Source organism: Dryocola sharpae, from assembly GCF_051307055.1.
GTDB lineage: Bacteria > Pseudomonadota > Gammaproteobacteria > Enterobacterales > Enterobacteriaceae > Dryocola.
Genome location: NZ_CP149994.1, coordinates 1346384 through 1363681 on the forward strand (window position 1 = coordinate 1346384; position 17298 = coordinate 1363681).

General features: G+C 48.4%; 14 protein-coding genes and 7 pseudogenes. 13 read left to right on the forward strand and 8 right to left on the reverse strand.

What is annotated here, in order from left to right; all coding sequences use genetic code 11:
* Positions 1-69 precede the first annotated feature (69 nt).
* Complete coding sequence (locus tag WLO31_RS06420; RefSeq protein ID WP_435929659.1) at positions 70-1104, forward strand: aldo/keto reductase; 1035 nt, start codon at positions 70-72, stop codon at positions 1102-1104.
* A gap of 120 nt (positions 1105-1224) precedes the next feature.
* Here the strand turns inward: WLO31_RS06420 and WLO31_RS06425 are convergent, their stop codons facing one another.
* Entirely contained in the window at positions 1225-2040 is an 816-nt protein-coding gene (locus WLO31_RS06425; protein ID WP_435929660.1) for a Cof-type HAD-IIB family hydrolase, read from the reverse strand.
* A 28-nt stretch (positions 2041-2068) separates the two neighbouring features.
* Entirely contained in the window at positions 2069-3286 is a 1218-nt protein-coding gene (locus WLO31_RS06430) for an MFS transporter (protein WP_435929661.1), read from the reverse strand.
* A gap of 122 nt (positions 3287-3408) precedes the next feature.
* Here WLO31_RS06430 and WLO31_RS06435 point away from each other — a divergent pair, with 122 nt between their 5' ends.
* From WLO31_RS06435 to WLO31_RS06445, 3 genes are all read left to right on the forward strand, one after another.
* A complete protein-coding gene (locus WLO31_RS06435; protein WP_435929662.1) occupies positions 3409-3954 on the forward strand; it encodes a TetR/AcrR family transcriptional regulator in 546 nt (181 codons plus the stop codon).
* A gap of 159 nt (positions 3955-4113) precedes the next feature.
* Positions 4114-5349, forward strand: coding sequence for an MFS transporter (locus WLO31_RS06440; protein WP_435929663.1), 1236 nt, complete (start codon positions 4114-4116; stop codon positions 5347-5349).
* Positions 5350-5771: 422 nt separating this feature from the next.
* Positions 5772-6467: a hypothetical protein gene (locus WLO31_RS06445; protein ID WP_435929664.1), complete on the forward strand. Its 696-nt coding sequence runs from the start codon at positions 5772-5774 to the stop codon at positions 6465-6467.
* A gap of 290 nt (positions 6468-6757) precedes the next feature.
* Here the strand turns inward: WLO31_RS06445 and WLO31_RS06450 are convergent, their stop codons facing one another.
* From WLO31_RS06450 to WLO31_RS06460, 3 genes are all read right to left on the reverse strand, one after another.
* Positions 6758-7810 carry a phage integrase gene (locus WLO31_RS06450; RefSeq protein ID WP_435929665.1) on the reverse strand — a complete coding sequence of 351 codons (1053 nt, stop codon included), beginning with the start codon at positions 7808-7810 and terminating at the stop codon, positions 6758-6760.
* 82 nt (positions 7811-7892) lie between these two features.
* Complete coding sequence (locus tag WLO31_RS06455) at positions 7893-9569, reverse strand: DUF4041 domain-containing protein (RefSeq protein ID WP_435929666.1); 1677 nt, start codon at positions 9567-9569, stop codon at positions 7893-7895.
* Positions 9570-9589: 20 nt separating this feature from the next.
* Positions 9590-10186 (reverse strand): phage repressor protein CI, encoded by a 597-nt coding sequence (locus WLO31_RS06460; protein WP_435929667.1) that lies wholly within the window; start codon positions 10184-10186, stop codon positions 9590-9592.
* Positions 10187-10281: 95 nt separating this feature from the next.
* Between WLO31_RS06460 and WLO31_RS06465 the strand changes: the two genes are divergently transcribed.
* From WLO31_RS06465 to WLO31_RS06495, 7 genes and pseudogenes are all read left to right on the forward strand, one after another.
* Positions 10282-10503: a regulator gene (locus WLO31_RS06465; protein WP_435929668.1), complete on the forward strand. Its 222-nt coding sequence runs from the start codon at positions 10282-10284 to the stop codon at positions 10501-10503.
* A 32-nt stretch (positions 10504-10535) separates the two neighbouring features.
* Positions 10536-10788: pseudogene (locus tag WLO31_RS06470) on the forward strand (phage regulatory CII family protein); the annotation flags it as partial.
* 1 nt (position 10789) lies between these two features.
* A pseudogene (locus WLO31_RS06475) lies at positions 10790-11262 on the forward strand (replication endonuclease); the annotation flags it as partial.
* Between the two features lie 154 nt (positions 11263-11416).
* Positions 11417-11604 (forward strand): annotated as a pseudogene (locus WLO31_RS06480) (hypothetical protein).
* A 289-nt stretch (positions 11605-11893) separates the two neighbouring features.
* Complete coding sequence (locus WLO31_RS06485) at positions 11894-12088, forward strand: hypothetical protein (protein WP_435929669.1); 195 nt, start codon at positions 11894-11896, stop codon at positions 12086-12088.
* Between the two features lie 9 nt (positions 12089-12097).
* Positions 12098-12886: a hypothetical protein gene (locus WLO31_RS06490; protein ID WP_435930534.1), complete on the forward strand. Its 789-nt coding sequence runs from the start codon at positions 12098-12100 to the stop codon at positions 12884-12886.
* Between the two features lie 261 nt (positions 12887-13147).
* Entirely contained in the window at positions 13148-14398 is a 1251-nt protein-coding gene (locus WLO31_RS06495; RefSeq protein WP_435929670.1) for a hypothetical protein, read from the forward strand.
* A 33-nt stretch (positions 14399-14431) separates the two neighbouring features.
* On the opposite strand, the pseudogene WLO31_RS06500 reads toward WLO31_RS06495, so the two are convergent.
* Positions 14432-15449, reverse strand: a pseudogene (locus WLO31_RS06500) (phage portal protein).
* A gap of 2 nt (positions 15450-15451) precedes the next feature.
* Positions 15452-15978, reverse strand: a pseudogene (locus tag WLO31_RS06505) (terminase large subunit domain-containing protein); the annotation flags it as partial.
* On the opposite strand from WLO31_RS06505, the pseudogene WLO31_RS06510 reads away from it, so the two are divergent.
* Positions 15974-16138, forward strand: a pseudogene (locus tag WLO31_RS06510) (hypothetical protein); the annotation flags it as partial. The pseudogenes WLO31_RS06505 and WLO31_RS06510 overlap by 5 nt on opposite strands.
* A gap of 67 nt (positions 16139-16205) precedes the next feature.
* Positions 16206-16410, forward strand: a pseudogene (locus WLO31_RS06515) (ogr/Delta-like zinc finger family protein).
* Between the two features lie 35 nt (positions 16411-16445).
* On the opposite strand, the gene WLO31_RS06520 reads toward WLO31_RS06515, so the two are convergent.
* A complete protein-coding gene (locus WLO31_RS06520) occupies positions 16446-17045 on the reverse strand; it encodes a GIY-YIG nuclease family protein (RefSeq protein ID WP_435929671.1) in 600 nt (199 codons plus the stop codon).
* Positions 17046-17298 lie beyond the last annotated feature (253 nt).

A 17298-nucleotide genomic window follows, 5' to 3' on the forward strand; every position in this document is an offset into this window, starting at 1 on the left:
GCAAAGTGGGCGTATAACTGACGGGTCGTTTAAGAAATCCATCTGAAACCTGAACATGAGGTCACCACTATGCGTTATAAAAAACTTGGTAACACCGGGCTGTTTGTTTCGGAACTTTGCCTCGGCACCATGACCTTTGGCGGCGAGGGCGGCATGTGGGGCAAAATAGGTAATCTCGCCCAGGCCGATGCGGAAAAGCTGGTCGGCGGCGCGCTGGATGCGGGCATCAACTTTATTGATACCGCGAACGTTTACTCTGAAGGTCGCTCGGAAATTATCACCGGCCAGGCGCTAAAAAACCTGAAGATCCCGCGCGAGAACGTTGTCGTCGCGACGAAGGTTTTTGGTGAAACCGGAACCGGCAGCGCCAATTCCCGTGGCTCCTCGCGCTATCACATCATGAACAGCGTGAAAGAAAGCCTGCAGCGCATGCAGCTCGATCATATCGATCTTTATCAACTGCACGGTTTCGACCCGGCAACGCCAGTTGAAGAAACGCTTCGCGCGCTGGATACGCTGGTGCAGCACGGCCACGTGCGCTATATCGGCGTTTCAAACTGGGCCGCCTGGCAAATCATGAAGGCGCTGGGAATTTCCGAACGTCTGGGCCTTGCGAAATTTGCCTCGCTGCAGGCTTACTACACCATCGCCGGACGCGATCTTGAGCGCGATCTGGCGCCGATGCTGCAAAGCGAAGGCGTGGGGCTGATGGTGTGGAGCCCGCTGGCAGGCGGCCTGCTGAGCGGTAAATACGGCCGCGACGGCAAAGCCGAAGAGGGCAGCCGCCGCATTGAGTTTGACTTCCCGCCGGTCAATAAGGACCGCGCCTTCGACTGCGTGGACGTGATGCGTGAAATTGCGGACGGCAAAGGCGTTTCCGTGGCGCAGGTAGCGCTCGCCTGGCTGTTGCATCAGCAGGTGGTCAGCAGCGTGATTATCGGCGCTAAGCGTGTCGATCAGCTAAACGACAATATCGCCGCAGCTGAAATTCGTTTTACCGATGATGAGCTACAGAAACTGAACGCGGTGAGCGAACTGCCGCGGGAATATCCGGGCTGGATGCTGGAGCGCCAGGGCGAGTATCGTCGTAACCAGCTGAAATAGTCGGGTGGCGCTGCGCTTACCCGACCTACGGTTTCGTGGGGTGGCGCTGCGCTTATCCGACCTACAGTTTCGTGGGGTGGATAAGCGTAAGCGCCATCCACCGCTACTTCGCGAAGTGTTTTACTCGTTAAAAGGCGTTTCCCGCTTCAGCACTTTATCAATCACATCCAGCACGCCTTCTTCGTTGTTATAGCCTGCCTGGAAACGCGCAACCTGCTTAATTTTGTCCGGCGCATTCGCCATCGCAAAACTAAATCTGGCCTGGCAGAGCATCTCAATGTCGTTGCCTCCGTCGCCGAACGTGACGACTTCGTCATCCTTAATGCCCCATTTATCCTGCAAAATCCGCAGCCCGTTGGCTTTATGAACGCCGGGGATAATCAGGTCGATGGAGCCGTGGCCGCTGGAGACGGGGACGACAATGCCTTCCAGAATCGCCGTCAGCGAATCCATGGTATCGGCCAGTAAATCGTCCGGCAGGTTAAGGGCGAATTTGAAAATTACGTCGTCCGGATGGGTGAAATCATTCACAAGCTCAAGGCGATGGTAATACATGCCTGCCATGCGCTTAAATCCTTCATCGTAGCTTTTCAGGGTGTAACCGCTGCGCTTGCCGCAGGTGATGATATCGACGTGGGGCAGCGTCAGAAGATGGTCAATAACCGTGTCGTACTGCTCCTTTGTCAACACGCCGTTGAACACGTCCTGGTTTTCACTCACCACCCAGCCGCCGTTATCCGCCACAAAAGAGATTTCATGGTCGATTGCCGGAAAAAACGATCTGAGCTGGTAATACTGGTTACCGCTGGCGACGACAAAACGAATGCCCTGCGCTTTCATCTGCTGGTACTGCCCGGCGAAACGCGCCCGGTTGTAGTTTTTGCGGTCGTCGAGAAAAGTACCATCCATGTCTACGGCAATTAATTTCACACTCATCGAATTCTCCCTTGTATTGCGTCAGTCATTATTCTGTATCACTTGCCAGCTGCGAGTACTGCGACGGTTTTGCCACGGCGCGGGCAATCAGCGCGGCGACTACCATGAGCGCGAGGACGACCAGCATTGCCAGCCGCAGCCCGTAGTGTTCGCCAAGGAAACCAAGCAGCGGCGGCCCGACGAGAAAAGCGACATAGCCAGAAGCGGCAACGACGCTTACTCGCGTGGCCGGATCTGGCCCGGTATCGCCCGCGGCGGAAATCGTCAGCGGGAAACCAAGCGAGGTTCCAAGCCCCCACAAAATGACCGATACGCCAGCGAGGAACGGGCTGTCCACAAAGACGATCATCCCGATGCCGAGAATGCCCATCAGCGCGCAGGCTCGTACCACGGTTACGCGGCTGTAGCGGTCGATAAACCAACCGCCGGTGAAGCGTCCAACCGTCATCCCCAGCGTGAAGCCGACATAAATCAGCGAGCCGGATGTCGGGCTAAAACCGTGACCGTCCACCATCAACAGCGGCAGCCAGTCATTGGCCGACCCTTCGGCAAAGGCCATTGCCAGCACGATAGTACCAATCAGTAGCAGTTGAATATCTTTATAGAAGGGAAGATGCGGTCCGGCTGAGTTTGCGGTATCGCTCGCAGGATTGTCTTTACCTACGCCGTGCGGTATCGCCCGAATCGCGACGGCAATCGGCACGATAACCAGCAGGCCAATCAGCAGCAAATGCGCGAAAGCGGCAAAGCCGATGGCGGTTAAACTCATGCCGATGCCTGCGCCAACCAGCGTGCCGAGGCTGTAAAAGCCGTGCATCATCGGCAGCACGGTTTTTTTCATCAGCCCTTCGACAATAGCGCCTTCGACGTTCATCGCCACTTCGGATGAGCCAAGCCCCATGCCTAACAGCGCCAGACCAAGGGCGAACAGCACCGGAGAGGCGAAGAACAGCGCGACGCTCATGCTCAGCATGCCGGCGACCATTAACGTCATGCCGCTGCGAATAATTTTGTGGGTGCCGAAGCGTTTGACCAGCCAGCCGGAGCACAGAATACCGCTCATCGAGCCGATAGACAGGCCAAACAGCACGATGCCCATGCCCGCCGTGGAAACGCTAAGCGTGTCGCGGATCGCCGGGGTGCGCGTCGCCCAGGAGGCCATAACGAGGCCGGGAAGAAAGAAGAAGGCAAACAGAGCCCAGGTGCGATGCAATAAGGCTTTTCTTTGGGTTGAGGCGGCAGGCATGGAGAGAACCAGTAAGTCATGTGAAAGAGATAACATTTACACTAGCAAGACCATGTACATTTGTACACATTCATGGTTAAACTCTTTTCATCGCAACGAGCAGGCACTCAACAGGATAGAGCATGAGCAAAGCATCCCGGCGCAGCGATCCGGACAGGCGCGCCCGCATTCTGCAGGCGACGCTGGATATGCTGGTGGAACATGGCGTCAGCCATATCACGCACCGTAAAATCGCTGCCGCAGCGGGCGTTTCGCTAGGATCGATGACCTACTATTTTGATGGCATAGATTCGCTGCTTAGCGAAGCCTTTACCCAGTTTGCGCTGGAAATGTCAGACAGCTATCGCGCGCGCCTTGAGCAGGCAAAAAACGCGGATGAAGCCTGTGAGGCCATTGTCGATATGATTTGCGACGAGACGATTGCGACTTCTTATAACCTGCAGGTGATGTACCAGCTCTATGCTTACGCCAACCGTACGCCGCCGCTTAAAACCATCATGCAGGACTGGATGTGCCGCAGCCAGCAGACGCTGGAAGCCTTCTTCGATCCGATAACCGCCCGCACGCTGGACGCCTTCATTGAAGGCATGACGCTGCACTACGTCACCGATCGCGAGCCGATGAGCCGGGAAGACCTCACCCGCATGGTGGCGAAAATCGTGCGCTAAATCTGGCAGGTGATTTAATGGCGTTTGTTAGCTAGAGTTTGAAGCAGTTTCCTGACGCGAGTTCCTCCCAATGTAGTTGCTCCCTTAACGATAAACACAGAACTCAACCCCGACTTCACCGTCGGCGACTTACTTGTGCTTGTTGATAAGGGATAACCTATGTTTTTTCTCATCTTACGCTGCCTGCGGCAGTATCGCTGGTTTGCGCTGCTCGGCGGCGCGCTGCTGCTCTCTTCCGTAGGCAACGGACTTACCTATGTAATCGTATTTGGCAAGCTGCTCACGCTTGAGGCAAAACCCTCGGCGCTGACCCTTGCCTATATTCTGGCGCTGGCGCCGGGTATCCCCGGCAGCCTTATTGCCGAAAAGCTTCTGCGAAAATTACCGCTTATTCCCATTCTGATGATGAGTGAGATGCTCGGACTTATCGGGCTCGCTTTCCCGCTGTGGTCTTTATACAGCGATGGCCAGGCTCTGCTTTTGTTAAGCCAGGCCGTGGCCGCTTTTGCCAGCGGAATGGTGGTGCCGGTATTAAGCCAGCTGCTGAAAAATGGCCTGCGACCGGCGGATCTTCCCGCGGCTTCGGGCATGGAGACGCTGATCTTCGCGGCAAACATTATTCTTGGGATCGGCATCGGCACGCTGCTTTACGGGCGGCTGCCTTCAGCGATCGTCCTCGCTTTGGATGCTCTGAGTTTTGCCTTATCCATCGGGCTGCTGTTTGTTGCGCATCGATATTACCGGGCTGTTGAAAGGCTGAAGAGCGGGGAGGCCGGCGAGCGGCTCAGATGGCGGGAGCTTAATCAGCTCCAGCGCCGGAGCTTGCTGCTGTTGCCTTCGCTCGCTCTGGTCGGCGCGCCGGCAATGGCGCTTCTTCCTGCGCTGGCGGTAAATTTTAGCGGCGAAGTAGCGGATACGGGATTAATGCTGCTTTTAGCACGCAGCGTCGGGCAGCTAATCGGCCCGTTGTTGCTGACGCAGGCACAGCTTAAGCGCCATAGCGGCAAGCTGAATGTGTTCGTGATTTTCCTCGCGCTGTTTATTTGCTGTTACGCACTGGTTTCGGTAACGCGCAGCCAGGGGACGGCGATGTTGCTGATTGTCGCTGCGCATATATTCACAAATATCGTTTACGTCCTGGCAACGCTTCATATCATGCAAACTTTCCCTGTCGCGGTAACCGGCGCGGCAATGGCGAAATCCTGGCGCTTACAGCTGGCTATCACGCTTATCTTACCGGTAATTGCAGGCTTTGCGGCGGACAAGTATGACCCCGCATGGGTGCTGTATATTTGTGCGGGCGGCGGTTTTGCGGCGATGGTTGTTGTGCTGGCGGTGAATCGCTTTGTAAGTCGTGCGCGGCTAAGCGACTGGCACAGAGAAGAGAACATGTAGAGATCGCTGGACAGGTACTGGATTGCAGGCAATAAAAAACCCATTTATGTAAACGGGATAGTAAAAACAATGATTTACTTGTTTATCAATCACTTAATATGGCGGTGAGTAGGGAGGAAATAGGGGCATTGCCAACCTCTGCCGCCATTTTGTCGCCACTGTAATTCACTCGGGGTTTATTTCATCGGCAGGACTTTTCTCTTCTGCCTGTTCTATTATAGCTTCCCGCTTCAACCCTTTTAAAGTCTGAGAGCACATTACTGCTTGTTACTATGCGCCATGAAATATTGGGCAATCCCAGGAATTTCGACACATGTGTGAATATGGTAGAACAGCACACTATGTGCCAGTAACAGAAGTTGCTAACATCGCGTTATATGGGTTCATACGTGCTGTTCATGAAAACCTTAACGGAAATTACTATGGATAATAAGGATGATGTTATGAGAAAGAAATCAAAGGATTTTTTGCTGCTGATCGTTGTTGTCGCGACTGGACTGCTACTTATGAAGTTCGAACATGTTTTTATCGCATTTTTTGTTTTGTTCATCTATAGCTTGTATAAGCTATATCCAGAAAGAAATCTTCTGTTGAAAATAATAAAAAGTACATTTGCTATTAAGTTTTATAACGTGGTGATATGGTTTATTTCATATGTGTTAACGCTGAAAATGCTTAGTGTGATTTACGGTATTGATGAGGAGTATTTGAAATTTTCCCCTGCTATTGTTGCTATTCCTATTTCTATTTGTGTTCTGTACTTTTTCTTGATGCTTGCCACAGGTATATCCAGTGCGATAGGCATGATTACTGGTAACATTGTTGGCTTTCTCCCCGTGTGGGTAAAAGTTAATTATGAGCAATCAATCTTTGTCCGGGTAGTTACCATGCTTCAGTCTCTGATCATTGTTGTAGCAATTCCGTTCTTTCTTGCCGCTCTATCTTCAGATTATGTCGCAAGGATAGCTATTTTGTCGGATGCGTCATTTTTATCTGATTGCGGAGCAAAGCAATGGCGGGTTATGTATCTACGGAAAAATAACAATGAGTGCTACAAATTTATTTTAAATAGAAATGTGTTTACTGAAAAACCAGAGATCTTGAATTCAAAAAAATGAATCCTCCCCATTTTGTTTTTTTCAGATAAATCGCCAACAACGGAGTCGCGATGTACATATACTTGCCGCAACCAGATTAAGTTATTAGAGAGTAATTCTGCTCATCATGGTACTCCAAAACATCGGTAGCCATATTTTAAGTTGGCATATAAATGCCAACTTCCGCTGCTCGCTCAAATCTGCCCGTCAATTTGGGTTGAGTTGCCCAATTTTGGTTGGAAACGACGAAAGAATTTACAAACGGATAGATCAGCTAAATGCGAAAATCCACTAACCGCACATTTTTTACCCTAACCAACAAGGTACATATTTTCGGCTTCGGTAGTAGGAGCGGGCATTGTTGCTAATGGATTGTAGTGCAGGGCGGTATCAAGATGATCTGGTGCTAGGTGCGCATATCTCATCGTCATTTTGATATCGTGGTGACCCAGTATGCGCTGAAGTGCCAGAATGTTTCCGCCCGACATCATGAAATGGGCTGCGAATGTATGGCGTAGAACGTGGGTGAGCTGTCCGCGAGGCAGTTTGATAGATGTGGAGTCTAGGGCGCCCATAAACTGGAAGTAGCATTCCTTGAAAAGCTTGTCAGTCTTGCGAGCTGTCAGTTCTTCATAAAATTCTTTGCTGATCGGAATGCTGCGGTTTTTTTTCCCCTTCGTTCGCACAAAAGTAATGTTGTATTTTGATATCTGCGAACGCCCTAGATTTTCAGCCTCACGCCAGCGCGCGCCGGTACTAAGGCAAACCTTCACTATTAGAGTTAAATCTTCGCCAAGTCGGTTACAGGCTGCCAGCAGCTCCGTGATTTGCTCATGAGTAAGCCAGGCCATCTCTTTTTCGGCGGTAGTGAACTTGCGCATGGTTTCTAATGGGTTCGGTTGCGTCCATTCTCCCAGACGTGAAAGCTCACTGAACACGCCGCTAAGATAGCTTTGCTCAAGATTGATGGTGACCGGGTCCGCACCATTCTTCCACTTCTCGTTAAAGTAAATCTTCCCGGAAAGGCGTTTGTCGCGGTATTGGGCGAACTGCTTAGCGGTGAAGTCGGCAGCCAAGGGGTCTTTCAGGGCAGCGACAACTAATTTTAGCTTGTTATAAACACGCTCTCCGGCAGTAAGGGATTTGCCATGCAGGTTATACCAAAGCGTGACCACCTCGCTTAGTCTGCGGCGATCTACAGCTTCACCGAGCCAGGGCTTGTTCTCAGCCTCTTCCATCGTATGACGCTCAAAGGCTAAGGCTTCGCCCTTGGTAGTGAATTGCTTATGCACACGGCGCCCGCTACGCCCTGCAGGGTAGCATTCGCAAATCCATTTCCCTGTGTCGAGTTTTCGTACAGCCATAAAAAAGCCCTCATGTATGAGGGCTATATTTGACTGTGTAAATGAACAGTGGTCAATGTATGATTACTTGAAATCACCCATGTCAGGCAACAACGAGTTCTTCGTTTGCAACCTGCACTGCTGTGCGTTCATTCTCAATTGCTAGAGATTCCCTATATTCCTTGGCATCGGCAAACATTGTCCAATGTGCATCGATATTCATATTGGCGACAGTTGATTTAATATCTTGAATGCCGACATTGAAAAATTCTTTCCGAGAATTAACCTTGTTAACCTGTTTTTCATTAAACACTTTATGCAAGTGATTCTCTAATGATGGTGCGTCATCGCTGTAGATCATTGCATGTACATCAAAGGCGAATGGAACACTTGCATCACCAAGTTCACGAACACGGTCTAGAGGTTCAAGACGACGCGTCATACCAATTTTGTACACATCCTCCCCGAACGAACCTATATTACTAATAACATAGACATGACCTGATCGTGTTTGTTGAGCCATTGAAATAGCACGCTGGTTTTTGGCCTCAGCCTCTTCGAATTTAATTTGTAATTCAGCCAGTTTCTGCTCAAGAGCGAGTCGTTGCTCTTCACCTGCAAGCATTAGCTCTTTAGTCGCCTTGTCTATAGCCTGCTGAATTGCTTTCTCTTCTTTCTCGGCTTCTTTAATCGCTCTTTCGTATTCTCGACGTGCTTTTTCTTCTTCGCGTAACTGCTCTTTGATGCGCCTTTGTTCTTCTTTTTCTTCGAGCATAATTTCATTAACTGCAACGCCCCATTTCAGTTCATTGAGTCGGGCCTGTAAGTAGATATCAGTGATCTTAGCCGACCTAAACGCTGAGCCGTTATAATTCACAAGCTGAAATGCGTCTTTAATTTCTTGGGAAAGTTTGCCGTAATTATTATGTTTTATTTTAGAAAGAGTACTATCAACTTTTCCATTAAACGCATCTAAAACAAATTTGATTGCAGTATTACGTCTATTAGGTTCGACATAATCACAATTTGCCGCTTTGCTCGTTTTGATTAGAGATTTTGTTAACTCTCTGGCTTTTTGTAGTTCTCTGCCTGCATCAGTAAATTCATAATTCTCTGCAAGTTCATCCAGAACGCTTCGGTTTGGAACAATCCATTCATCACCGTAACCTTCAATTTTATTTTTCATTGACTTAGCAACAGCTTGGTAGGTTTCTGCAAACTCTTTCGCTTCGTATGCAGAGCCGGCGATTTCTTTTGCTCGGCTCTCTGCATCCGCGACTATTTTCATTGCATTATCATTTGCATTGGAGATTAGCTCATCGGCCCTACTATTAGCGTTATCCAATCGTTCCTTGGCTTTTAAACGGGCATCGCGAGCGTCTTTAGTTATTACAACCGCTTCATTGCTGGCATTGCTTATCGTTAGTCGGGCTTGATTGTTTGCTTCTGAAACAATGGTGGAGGCTTTTAGTTGTGCTTCATTAACTGTGCTTTTAGCAATCGAATCCACTGTTTTTATCGTTATTTCAGCATTCAGAACCGCACTATGCAGTTCTTTATATTGCCACAAAGGAGCTGACTTCCCTTCCAGCTCTGAATGCTCTCGAATAGCTTGCGCTAAATGTTCTTGGCTTTCACTCAATTCATTCGAAAGGTCCAGGTTGCGATGGTTAAGTGCTTCAATCGCTGCCTTATGTTGTTTGCTCTTCTTGAGCATAATGACAGCCAGGATGGGGGCGAGTAGGGCTAACAGAAAAACTACAACGAGAAATAAATCCATTTCTAAATCCTTTTACTCTATCAGTTTAAAACCGTTGTGCTTCTTACACTGGCAATCACTTCAATATCTGAAAAAGCACACTCGAAACTATTTTCTGCCGTAGAAATTTTAATCATACCTTTCGGCAGTCTTGTAATAAGTCTAACGGAATAAGTTCCATCAATATTGATCAACCAGTGCACATCTAACACATCAGTGAATTTCTGATCACAGATGTATGTGGTTCGGCCATCAACAACAATAATCGGAGATGAAAGATTGGCAGGAAGGAACGATGCGTCAAAAAAACATGAACCATTCCCAACCATCTTGCCTGCTATAAGAGCAAACTGCGCAAGTTCTTCGGTAGTCGCTGTTTTTGAACTTTGCTTGAGACCTTCCCCGGTGGTTAACCAATTAAGTGATACTCCTGTTTCTAAAGCGCACTGGATTATCCAGTCGGCAGGAAACGTATCCCGCATATACCTGTTAGCCAACGTGCTTTTTGAGACATCCAGGTGATCGGCTAATGTCTGCCGTGTCGTAAAACCATACGCCTCCACCAATCGTTCAATCGCAGCTTTACCGCCCTGATTGGGATTTATTTTGATCTCACTTGGGTACTTTGATGTTGACATATCTCTTATGCGATCCTGGTATCAGCTCTGGCCCCATTTGGGTGCTTGTCACGATTACAAACGGCTCACCACAAGCCAATAGGAGATGTTGCATCATGACCCCTAATATTTCAATCACTCTGACTACGCCACACGTCACAATTGAACGCTATAGCGAGTTAACTGGGCTGCCAGTTGACACCATAAACGACATGCTTGCAGATGGCCGTTTACCTCGTCATCGCCTGCGCAATGATAAGAAGCGCGAAAAGGTGATGATTAACATCGTCGCTCTAACCGTTGATGCACTCTCAGATTGCAATGTGACTCTTAACTAGTTCCATTCTGAGACTTCACGGAGCAACTGACTATGTTTGACTATCGCATATCAAAACATCCTCATTTTAATGAGGCCTGCCGGACGTTCGCTCTACGCCACAATATGGCGAAGCTGGCAAAACGTGCAAACCCTGCGTAACAAGCTCAACCCGGAGCAACCGCATCGGCTCACTGCTCCCGATATATGGCTGCTGACCGATCTCACTGAAGACTCAACGCTGGTTGATGGGTTTCTGGCGCAAATCCACTGCCTGCCTTGCGTGCCAACCAATGAAGTCGCGCGGGTGGTCCCCGATTGTTGAGGGCCGAATCTGCACGCGATGAAGTGGAAAATGGTTCGTAAGGCCATTGACGTTCAGGAGGCGACTGCCGACCAAGGCGCTTGCGCCCCTTGGACTCGTGGCAATAACTGTCCCCCTGTTGAAATTTTGAATCAATCAGGGGGCAATTTACCTGAAACCAACGAGCCGGAGGTGCTGCCGGATCTCCACAATTTGAGTGCTAAAGAACGGCGGGAGCTGACAGCACGGCTGAGATTGGTAAAGCCAAAGCGGCGGAAAGGGTACAGGCAGGAAATTAACAAAATCCAGCGACAGCAGTTCGACACTGAGCTAAGGTCGAGAGGGTTTGACGGCAGCGAAAAAGAAGTGGATCTACTTCTACGTGGCGGTAGTATTCCCTCAGGAGCCAGGCTGCGTCTTTTCTATCGAAATCAGCGGCTGCAGGAAGATGATAAATGGCGGCAATGGTATTCATGAGTAACGTCTGATTTGTGTTGTTTAGTGATCCCATAAGAGATATCCGATTGAAATTGAAAAAAGGATTTTACAAATAGAAATCCATTCTATACTGTATGTATAAACAGTAGATATAAATACAGTTGTTTATTCAGCAGTTCGGATAGGAAGGAAGATACAGGACTATTTCTTGGAGTCGTTGAAGCTGCAGCGCATTGATTTTTTTATCAAGCTTGTAGCGGCGAGTGAGTGTGACGATGAAGAAAAGCGGCTGGCTATCCAGTGGGTCTCTGAGTTGGCGGACGAACTGATGGCAAAAATTTGTGCTCATAATATAACCGCTCAATGGATCTTCCCAGTTAGTAGCAAACGTTGCTGGCGTGAGAACTCGCTTCTGACGTCAGCAACGTAGAACAACGAGCTTAGCGAGTCGTTAGCTTTTGTAGTTGTTTGTTCAGTGTAGAGACGCTACATGTAGTTTTTTGAACGATGCAGGTTGAATTACGATCAGTTTTTCTTGTCGTAGTCGTGAAAATGGGATAGATAAACGACTCCACCCGGTGTTCACGACCCAGCATTGTCCTACAATAAGGTCATAACAAGAAGAGTCAGCAGCAATGCCACATGTAAGTAGGCACAGCGAGGAGGTCGTATGACTAAGTTTTTTGGAAAAATAATTTCAACCCCAGGTCGATGGATGCAGGGTGTTATCCAGCAAGAGATTGAGCAATCCAACGACAGTAAAATCACCACTGATGCTAATGGGAATGCTGTTCTCAACATGAACAACAAAGACGTTCGTGATTCCATGCAAGCTCGCATGAAGGAACTGGCAGCTAAACGTTAAGGATGAATGATGGGACCACTAGTCATAATGGTTGTTCTTGTATGCGGGTTTTGGTACACAGAAAACCACTATCAATCCCGCATACGTCATGCAAGAACCAACGGCTGGACTTCTTACTTCTATGTTGCAATGCACGGTTGTAAGTTTGTTGTTCAAGGGTTCGGTGTCATTTTCTTTCTCTACATTATCCTTTGGCTGATCAGCTTAATTATCTCGTTGCCTCATTTAATCTGGCCGACATACGGCATGAAAGATATTTACTCATGGCTGACGGTTAAAGAAGTCATGAAATACCCATTGTTGTTTGCATTCTCCATAGGGATGTCATGCTTGCTGGCTTATGCAGCAGGTCAGAACGCGAGGAAATCACTCGAAAAAGAAGAGGTAAGACAGGCCGCTTACAGAGAAATGGCTTCAATGGATGGTGTTGAGTCTCTTCTTGTGCAGGCTATTGATGAAGATATGCTGATCTTCGTTACGCTGAAATCACGAAAGGTCTATATCGGTTATGTCGCAGCTCCGCGTATTGAACACAGCCATACTCAACATTTAGCGATCATTCCTTACATCAGTGGCTATCGTGATAAAGATACTCTCCGCTACCATGAACAGCATCGTTATTATGAGCTGTATTTGGCGAAAGGTATTACTGCGGATTCAGAGGATTTGAATTTGCAGCATTTCAGGCACGTTATTCCTATGGATCAGGTAGAGGCAGTTTCCCTCTTTGATACTGGGACCTACTTATCCTTTGATGACTATTCCGAGCCAGAAGAGACAAAGGATAAGAACGTGTAGGTGCATGCATGATCATGCTGCATGAAATCGCATGATCATCTGAGGATCGTTTTCGCTGAAGCCCGCCAGGAATGGCGGGCTTTTGCTTATGTCATGCAAGTGCATGAAAACCGCTACATGAAGCGGGCAGGCGTGGCGGGGATACGAGCGCGCCCTTGTGGCCTTGATTAATAAAATCATGTTATGCTAAAGGTCTGAGCTTAAATGTTTTAGCTTTTTTAAGTGGTAACTCACCAAAACTGTATTGATTGGGAAGTGTTCATGGATAAACAACGTGCTTCACAAGTTTTTGTGCCAGGTGGTATGCCGAAATTGACTTATGTTGAGCGCTCAGAAGGAGAGGTGCATGGTAAATTGGAGAGTGCTAGAGATAATTTATGTAAGTTAGTAACTTTAACAGGACAAACAAAGTCAGGTAAGACTGTAATTACAAGAATGGTATTCCCCGCCCTTGATGATGACGTTATATGGATTGATGGTGGGAGTATTACAAAAGAAGATGATATTTGGGAGCAGGTATTAGAAAAATTAAATGGCTACCATAGTATAGAATTTAATTCTGGACAAAATAGTGCTCTTGCAATTAGTGGTAAAGTATCGGGGACCGCAAATGCATTAGTTGTTAAAGGTACTGGCGAGGCTGGTTTAGTTCAAACGGACGGAACGTCAACCGGTAGTAAAAAATCGCGAACGACATCTGCAAAAAGTTCTGCGTTAAAAGTTCTCTCTCAGACCAAGTCCAGTCTCATAATTGATGATTTTCATTATCTTGATCGTGATCTGCAAGGGAGCTTTATTAGAGCGGTAAAACCATTGGTTTTTGATGGAGTACCCGTTGTACTGATAGCCATTCCGCATCGAAGATATGATGCTGTAAAAGTTGAGAAAGAAATTACCGGACGGCTAGAAAATATTTCTATGCCTTCATGGGAAATGGATGAACTAAAACAAATAGCAAAAGTAGGTTTTCCGCTGCTAAACATGGATGTTAGTGATTCTGTAATTGATAAAATTGCCCATGAGTCATTGGGAAGCCCTCATTTGATGCAAGAGTTTTGTAAGGCTATATGTTTGGCAAATAATGTTAAAGAAACTTTGCCGAATAGATTAACCATTATTACTTTAGACGATGATATTTTTAGAGGGGTTGCGGAATCTACCGGTAAAATAGTATTTGATAAGTTGGCGAGCGGCCCAAATCAACGAACAGATAGAATTCCTAGAAAACTTAAAAATGGTGAGGAAGTCGATATATATAAAGTTGTATTATATGCTTTGTCGCATATGAAACCAGGAATGCAAAGTATTCAGTATGAAGAATTAAGGGCTGCTATACGTGAACTGGTGCAAGACACTCCTCCGCAAGCTCATGAGGTAACCCGCGTTATAGAAAAAATGGCTAAAATAGCTGCTACTGAAGAAGCCTCCACTCCTGTGATAGATTGGGATAAGGAAGACCGAAAATTACATATAACTGATCCATTTTTTGCCTTTTATCTAAAATGGCGATAAATATTAAGGCTGCCAAAGCTGGCAGTCTTAATACTAATTTGAATGAAGTTTATATTCTTCGAACTGGATCACTTTTTCTTTTAACCATACATTGAGCTCCTCAAATCTTCTTTGTAATGGAATTAGTTTATTACGTATAAATACGTTACTCGCCTTTTCTACATCTCCCCCCAACATTACTCGGCATAATCCCCATCATCTGCGGAGGAACACGGTGCGCTGCCATCATGTCGTCGCGGCTCACATTCTTGATGTTCAGAAACTCATCCTTTACCGCTACCTCTGACAAAGGGATGATCTGGATGCCATCCTTCTTGCCGTTGGGCGAGTACATAAACAGGTTGCGGAAGTTGCCCGATCCTTTGGCGCTTTTCATGGCCTGGCGGATGCTGTTCAAGTCCTCCTGGTTCTGCGCGGCGTCGGTCATATACATGATAAAACCCGCGTGGTTGCCGTTAATGTAGTACTTACGGCGAAACAACCTCGCGGACTCGTTGAGCAGGGCAGAAGGGATGGCGAACAGGTATTCCGGCAGGCCGTAAATCTCCTGGTTCAGATTCGGTTCCATCAGGTGAAAAATGCTGCCTTTGGTGAACTCGTAGGGCTGCATGGTCAGGCCGTATTGCACAAACCAATAGGTGTCTAAATCGATCCCGCGGCGGGTGTATTTCGCCAGCGATGACTCCACTGACAAAATGCCGCCGAGCCGGTAGGTGCGCTTTTCCAGATAGGCGTTGCCAAACACCAGATAGTCCTGCACAAACCGGCTGAACGCCTGCTGGCTCAACAGCGGATGCTGAATAAAGGTGCTGGTCAGGGTGTTGCGCTTTACGGCAATCGGCGAGCTGTGATGCACGGCGGCACGGTAGGTGCGCGCCAGTCCCTCAAAACTCAACGGCGGTTCATACCAGCTGTCCATCTGCACGCACTCCACATAATCCAGTAGCTCGCGGCGGTCCAGTACCGGGATCGGATCACCGAAGCTGAATGCATCTGCAGACGCGCCGCGGCAGTACTGAACTGCAGCACGGTTTTTCTTACTCTTGCCCATCCAAAAATCTCCACAATATTGCTGGTATTGGCGGCTTCGCCCTGCAGCAGTTCGTTAAACAGCGCGTGCATCGTTGCCCTAGCGAGATCGGCATGGCTGGCTTCTTCGCTGCGGCTGGCTTCATAGGTCGGACGGTTGCCACAGGCGGTGGTGGCGCGGCGGAGAGCGGGAGCACGGATGCCAGATCGCCGACAAACTCACATATCAGCAGGTTCTGGTATTCATCCGGGCTGTACTCCATGCGCAGCTGGTCGATATCGAACAGGTTACAGCCGCCGCGCACTGCATCTTCCACGGTCACAATCTGGCGGTAACGCCCGTCCGGACAGATCAGGCCAGGGGCCAGGCTGCTGTGAGTCAGGTCAATATCCACTTTGTCCGCTTTGGTGCGGCCCCGTTTAAATAGTGCGTCGGACCAGAACGGGTACGCGCTGTGTGTCAGGCTGGACGGCGTGGAGAAGTAGGTCTGAAGCCATTTTTTGTGGATAGCCATCCCGGACGTCACTTTGTGAAGTTCCGGGCATTTCGGTCTCTATATCGAAATGCCGGTTAAGGTGGGTGGCTTTAAGCAGCCCATTGATGATGCGGAGTGGACCATCACCACGCTGACCCATACGGTCAATCTGGACAATGGATTTACCACCAGTCTGGATCTCGAAGTGAAAATTGATGAGTTCGACATTGAATGATTAGTTCCAAATTGAGAACAATGATGTATCATTATTGCGAACTGGTTAAGAGTGAGGGCGGAACGAAATGACGAATTGTCCGATGTGTGGCCAGGCCGCGCATACACGCAGTAGCTTTCAGGTTTCCAGTGAAACCAAAGAACGATACAACCAGTGCACCAATATCGAGTGCGGGCATACGTTCGTGCCCCATGAAACGTGTATGCCGTCCGCAAAAAATCAGCGCCGCACCGCCTCATCCGAAAGGAATGCAGGAACAATTAGCTTACTGATTCAGGCCCGCTTAGCGCAGTGTCACATCATCACGTCACTGCGCTGCTAATCTTCTTTTGAAAGTCCGCTCATCAGCAATCTCCATCAATCTTGCCTCTGCTGCAGCCTGACTACGCATTCCTGAAAGCGTCATTCTAAAGTCATGAGCATTTCCCTGAATGTTTATTGGGAGGGCAATCGATGCGATCAGAGTGTTTTCAAGTTCCCATGGCGCTTCTACAGGTATCCAGTGAACCTTGGCATTCTTTTCCATCCAGAAATCAAGCCACTGCTCGCCTGGGTGAGTAAATGTCATTCTGGAGCCCGATCTAACCCGGCGTAGCGGGAAGCTACTTTCACCGCTCAGTAACACTCCCAATGTACGTCTGAGCGTTGAGCCTGCTGCATTGCCGCTGTAATGCGTTTTGATACGTTTTCTTAAATTCGAACGGCTGTTGGGTTTCCCACGTTGATCTGGTGAGATGCCAACGTACATCAGCGTGTAGTCGTCACAGATAATGCAGCCCGCAGTCGGTACACCAGGGGGGATTTCCTTAAACCACCAAAAATAGACGCCGTCCACTGCGGGAACCGGCGTTGGCTTACTCATGACTTCCGTTCTGCTGTAGGTTTTTTCAGGGTAAAAATCGAACATGCGGCTTTCCTTTGCTGACTTTTTTCTGATTCTTATTCATTTGCTGTCAGGGATCGATTGTTTTCAAAAGGAGAAGATCGAAATAAAAACAGGGGAGGAACTTAGTTTGTCTGCGACAGGTTTCAGCACTGCCGCCACTTTGTCGCCATGCTTGGGAAATTGTAGGTGTAAGGGATTGATTAGAAAGGTACTGGATTGCAGGCAATAAAAAACCCATCAACCTTGAACCAAAGAGGCGGGGTTGATGGGCTCC

Excerpts from the sequence above, each read along its gene's own strand:
- WLO31_RS06420 (WP_435929659.1), top strand. The coding sequence starts at position 70 with ATGCGTTATAAAAAACTTGGTAACACCGGGCTGTTTGTTTCGGAACTT.
- WLO31_RS06425 (WP_435929660.1), bottom strand. The coding sequence starts at position 2,040 with ATGAGTGTGAAATTAATTGCCGTAGACATGGATGGTACTTTTCTCGAC.
- WLO31_RS06430 (WP_435929661.1), bottom strand. The coding sequence starts at position 3,286 with ATGCCTGCCGCCTCAACCCAAAGAAAAGCCTTATTGCATCGCACCTGG.
- WLO31_RS06435 (WP_435929662.1), top strand. The coding sequence starts at position 3,409 with ATGAGCAAAGCATCCCGGCGCAGCGATCCGGACAGGCGCGCCCGCATT.
- WLO31_RS06440 (WP_435929663.1), top strand. The coding sequence starts at position 4,114 with ATGTTTTTTCTCATCTTACGCTGCCTGCGGCAGTATCGCTGGTTTGCG.
- WLO31_RS06445 (WP_435929664.1), top strand. The coding sequence starts at position 5,772 with ATGGATAATAAGGATGATGTTATGAGAAAGAAATCAAAGGATTTTTTG.
- WLO31_RS06450 (WP_435929665.1), bottom strand. The coding sequence starts at position 7,810 with ATGGCTGTACGAAAACTCGACACAGGGAAATGGATTTGCGAATGCTAC.
- WLO31_RS06455 (WP_435929666.1), bottom strand. The coding sequence starts at position 9,569 with ATGGATTTATTTCTCGTTGTAGTTTTTCTGTTAGCCCTACTCGCCCCC.
- WLO31_RS06460 (WP_435929667.1), bottom strand. The coding sequence starts at position 10,186 with ATGTCAACATCAAAGTACCCAAGTGAGATCAAAATAAATCCCAATCAG.
- WLO31_RS06465 (WP_435929668.1), top strand. The coding sequence starts at position 10,282 with ATGACCCCTAATATTTCAATCACTCTGACTACGCCACACGTCACAATT.
- WLO31_RS06485 (WP_435929669.1), top strand. The coding sequence starts at position 11,894 with ATGACTAAGTTTTTTGGAAAAATAATTTCAACCCCAGGTCGATGGATG.
- WLO31_RS06490 (WP_435930534.1), top strand. The coding sequence starts at position 12,098 with ATGGGACCACTAGTCATAATGGTTGTTCTTGTATGCGGGTTTTGGTAC.
- WLO31_RS06495 (WP_435929670.1), top strand. The coding sequence starts at position 13,148 with ATGGATAAACAACGTGCTTCACAAGTTTTTGTGCCAGGTGGTATGCCG.
- WLO31_RS06520 (WP_435929671.1), bottom strand. The coding sequence starts at position 17,045 with ATGTTCGATTTTTACCCTGAAAAAACCTACAGCAGAACGGAAGTCATG.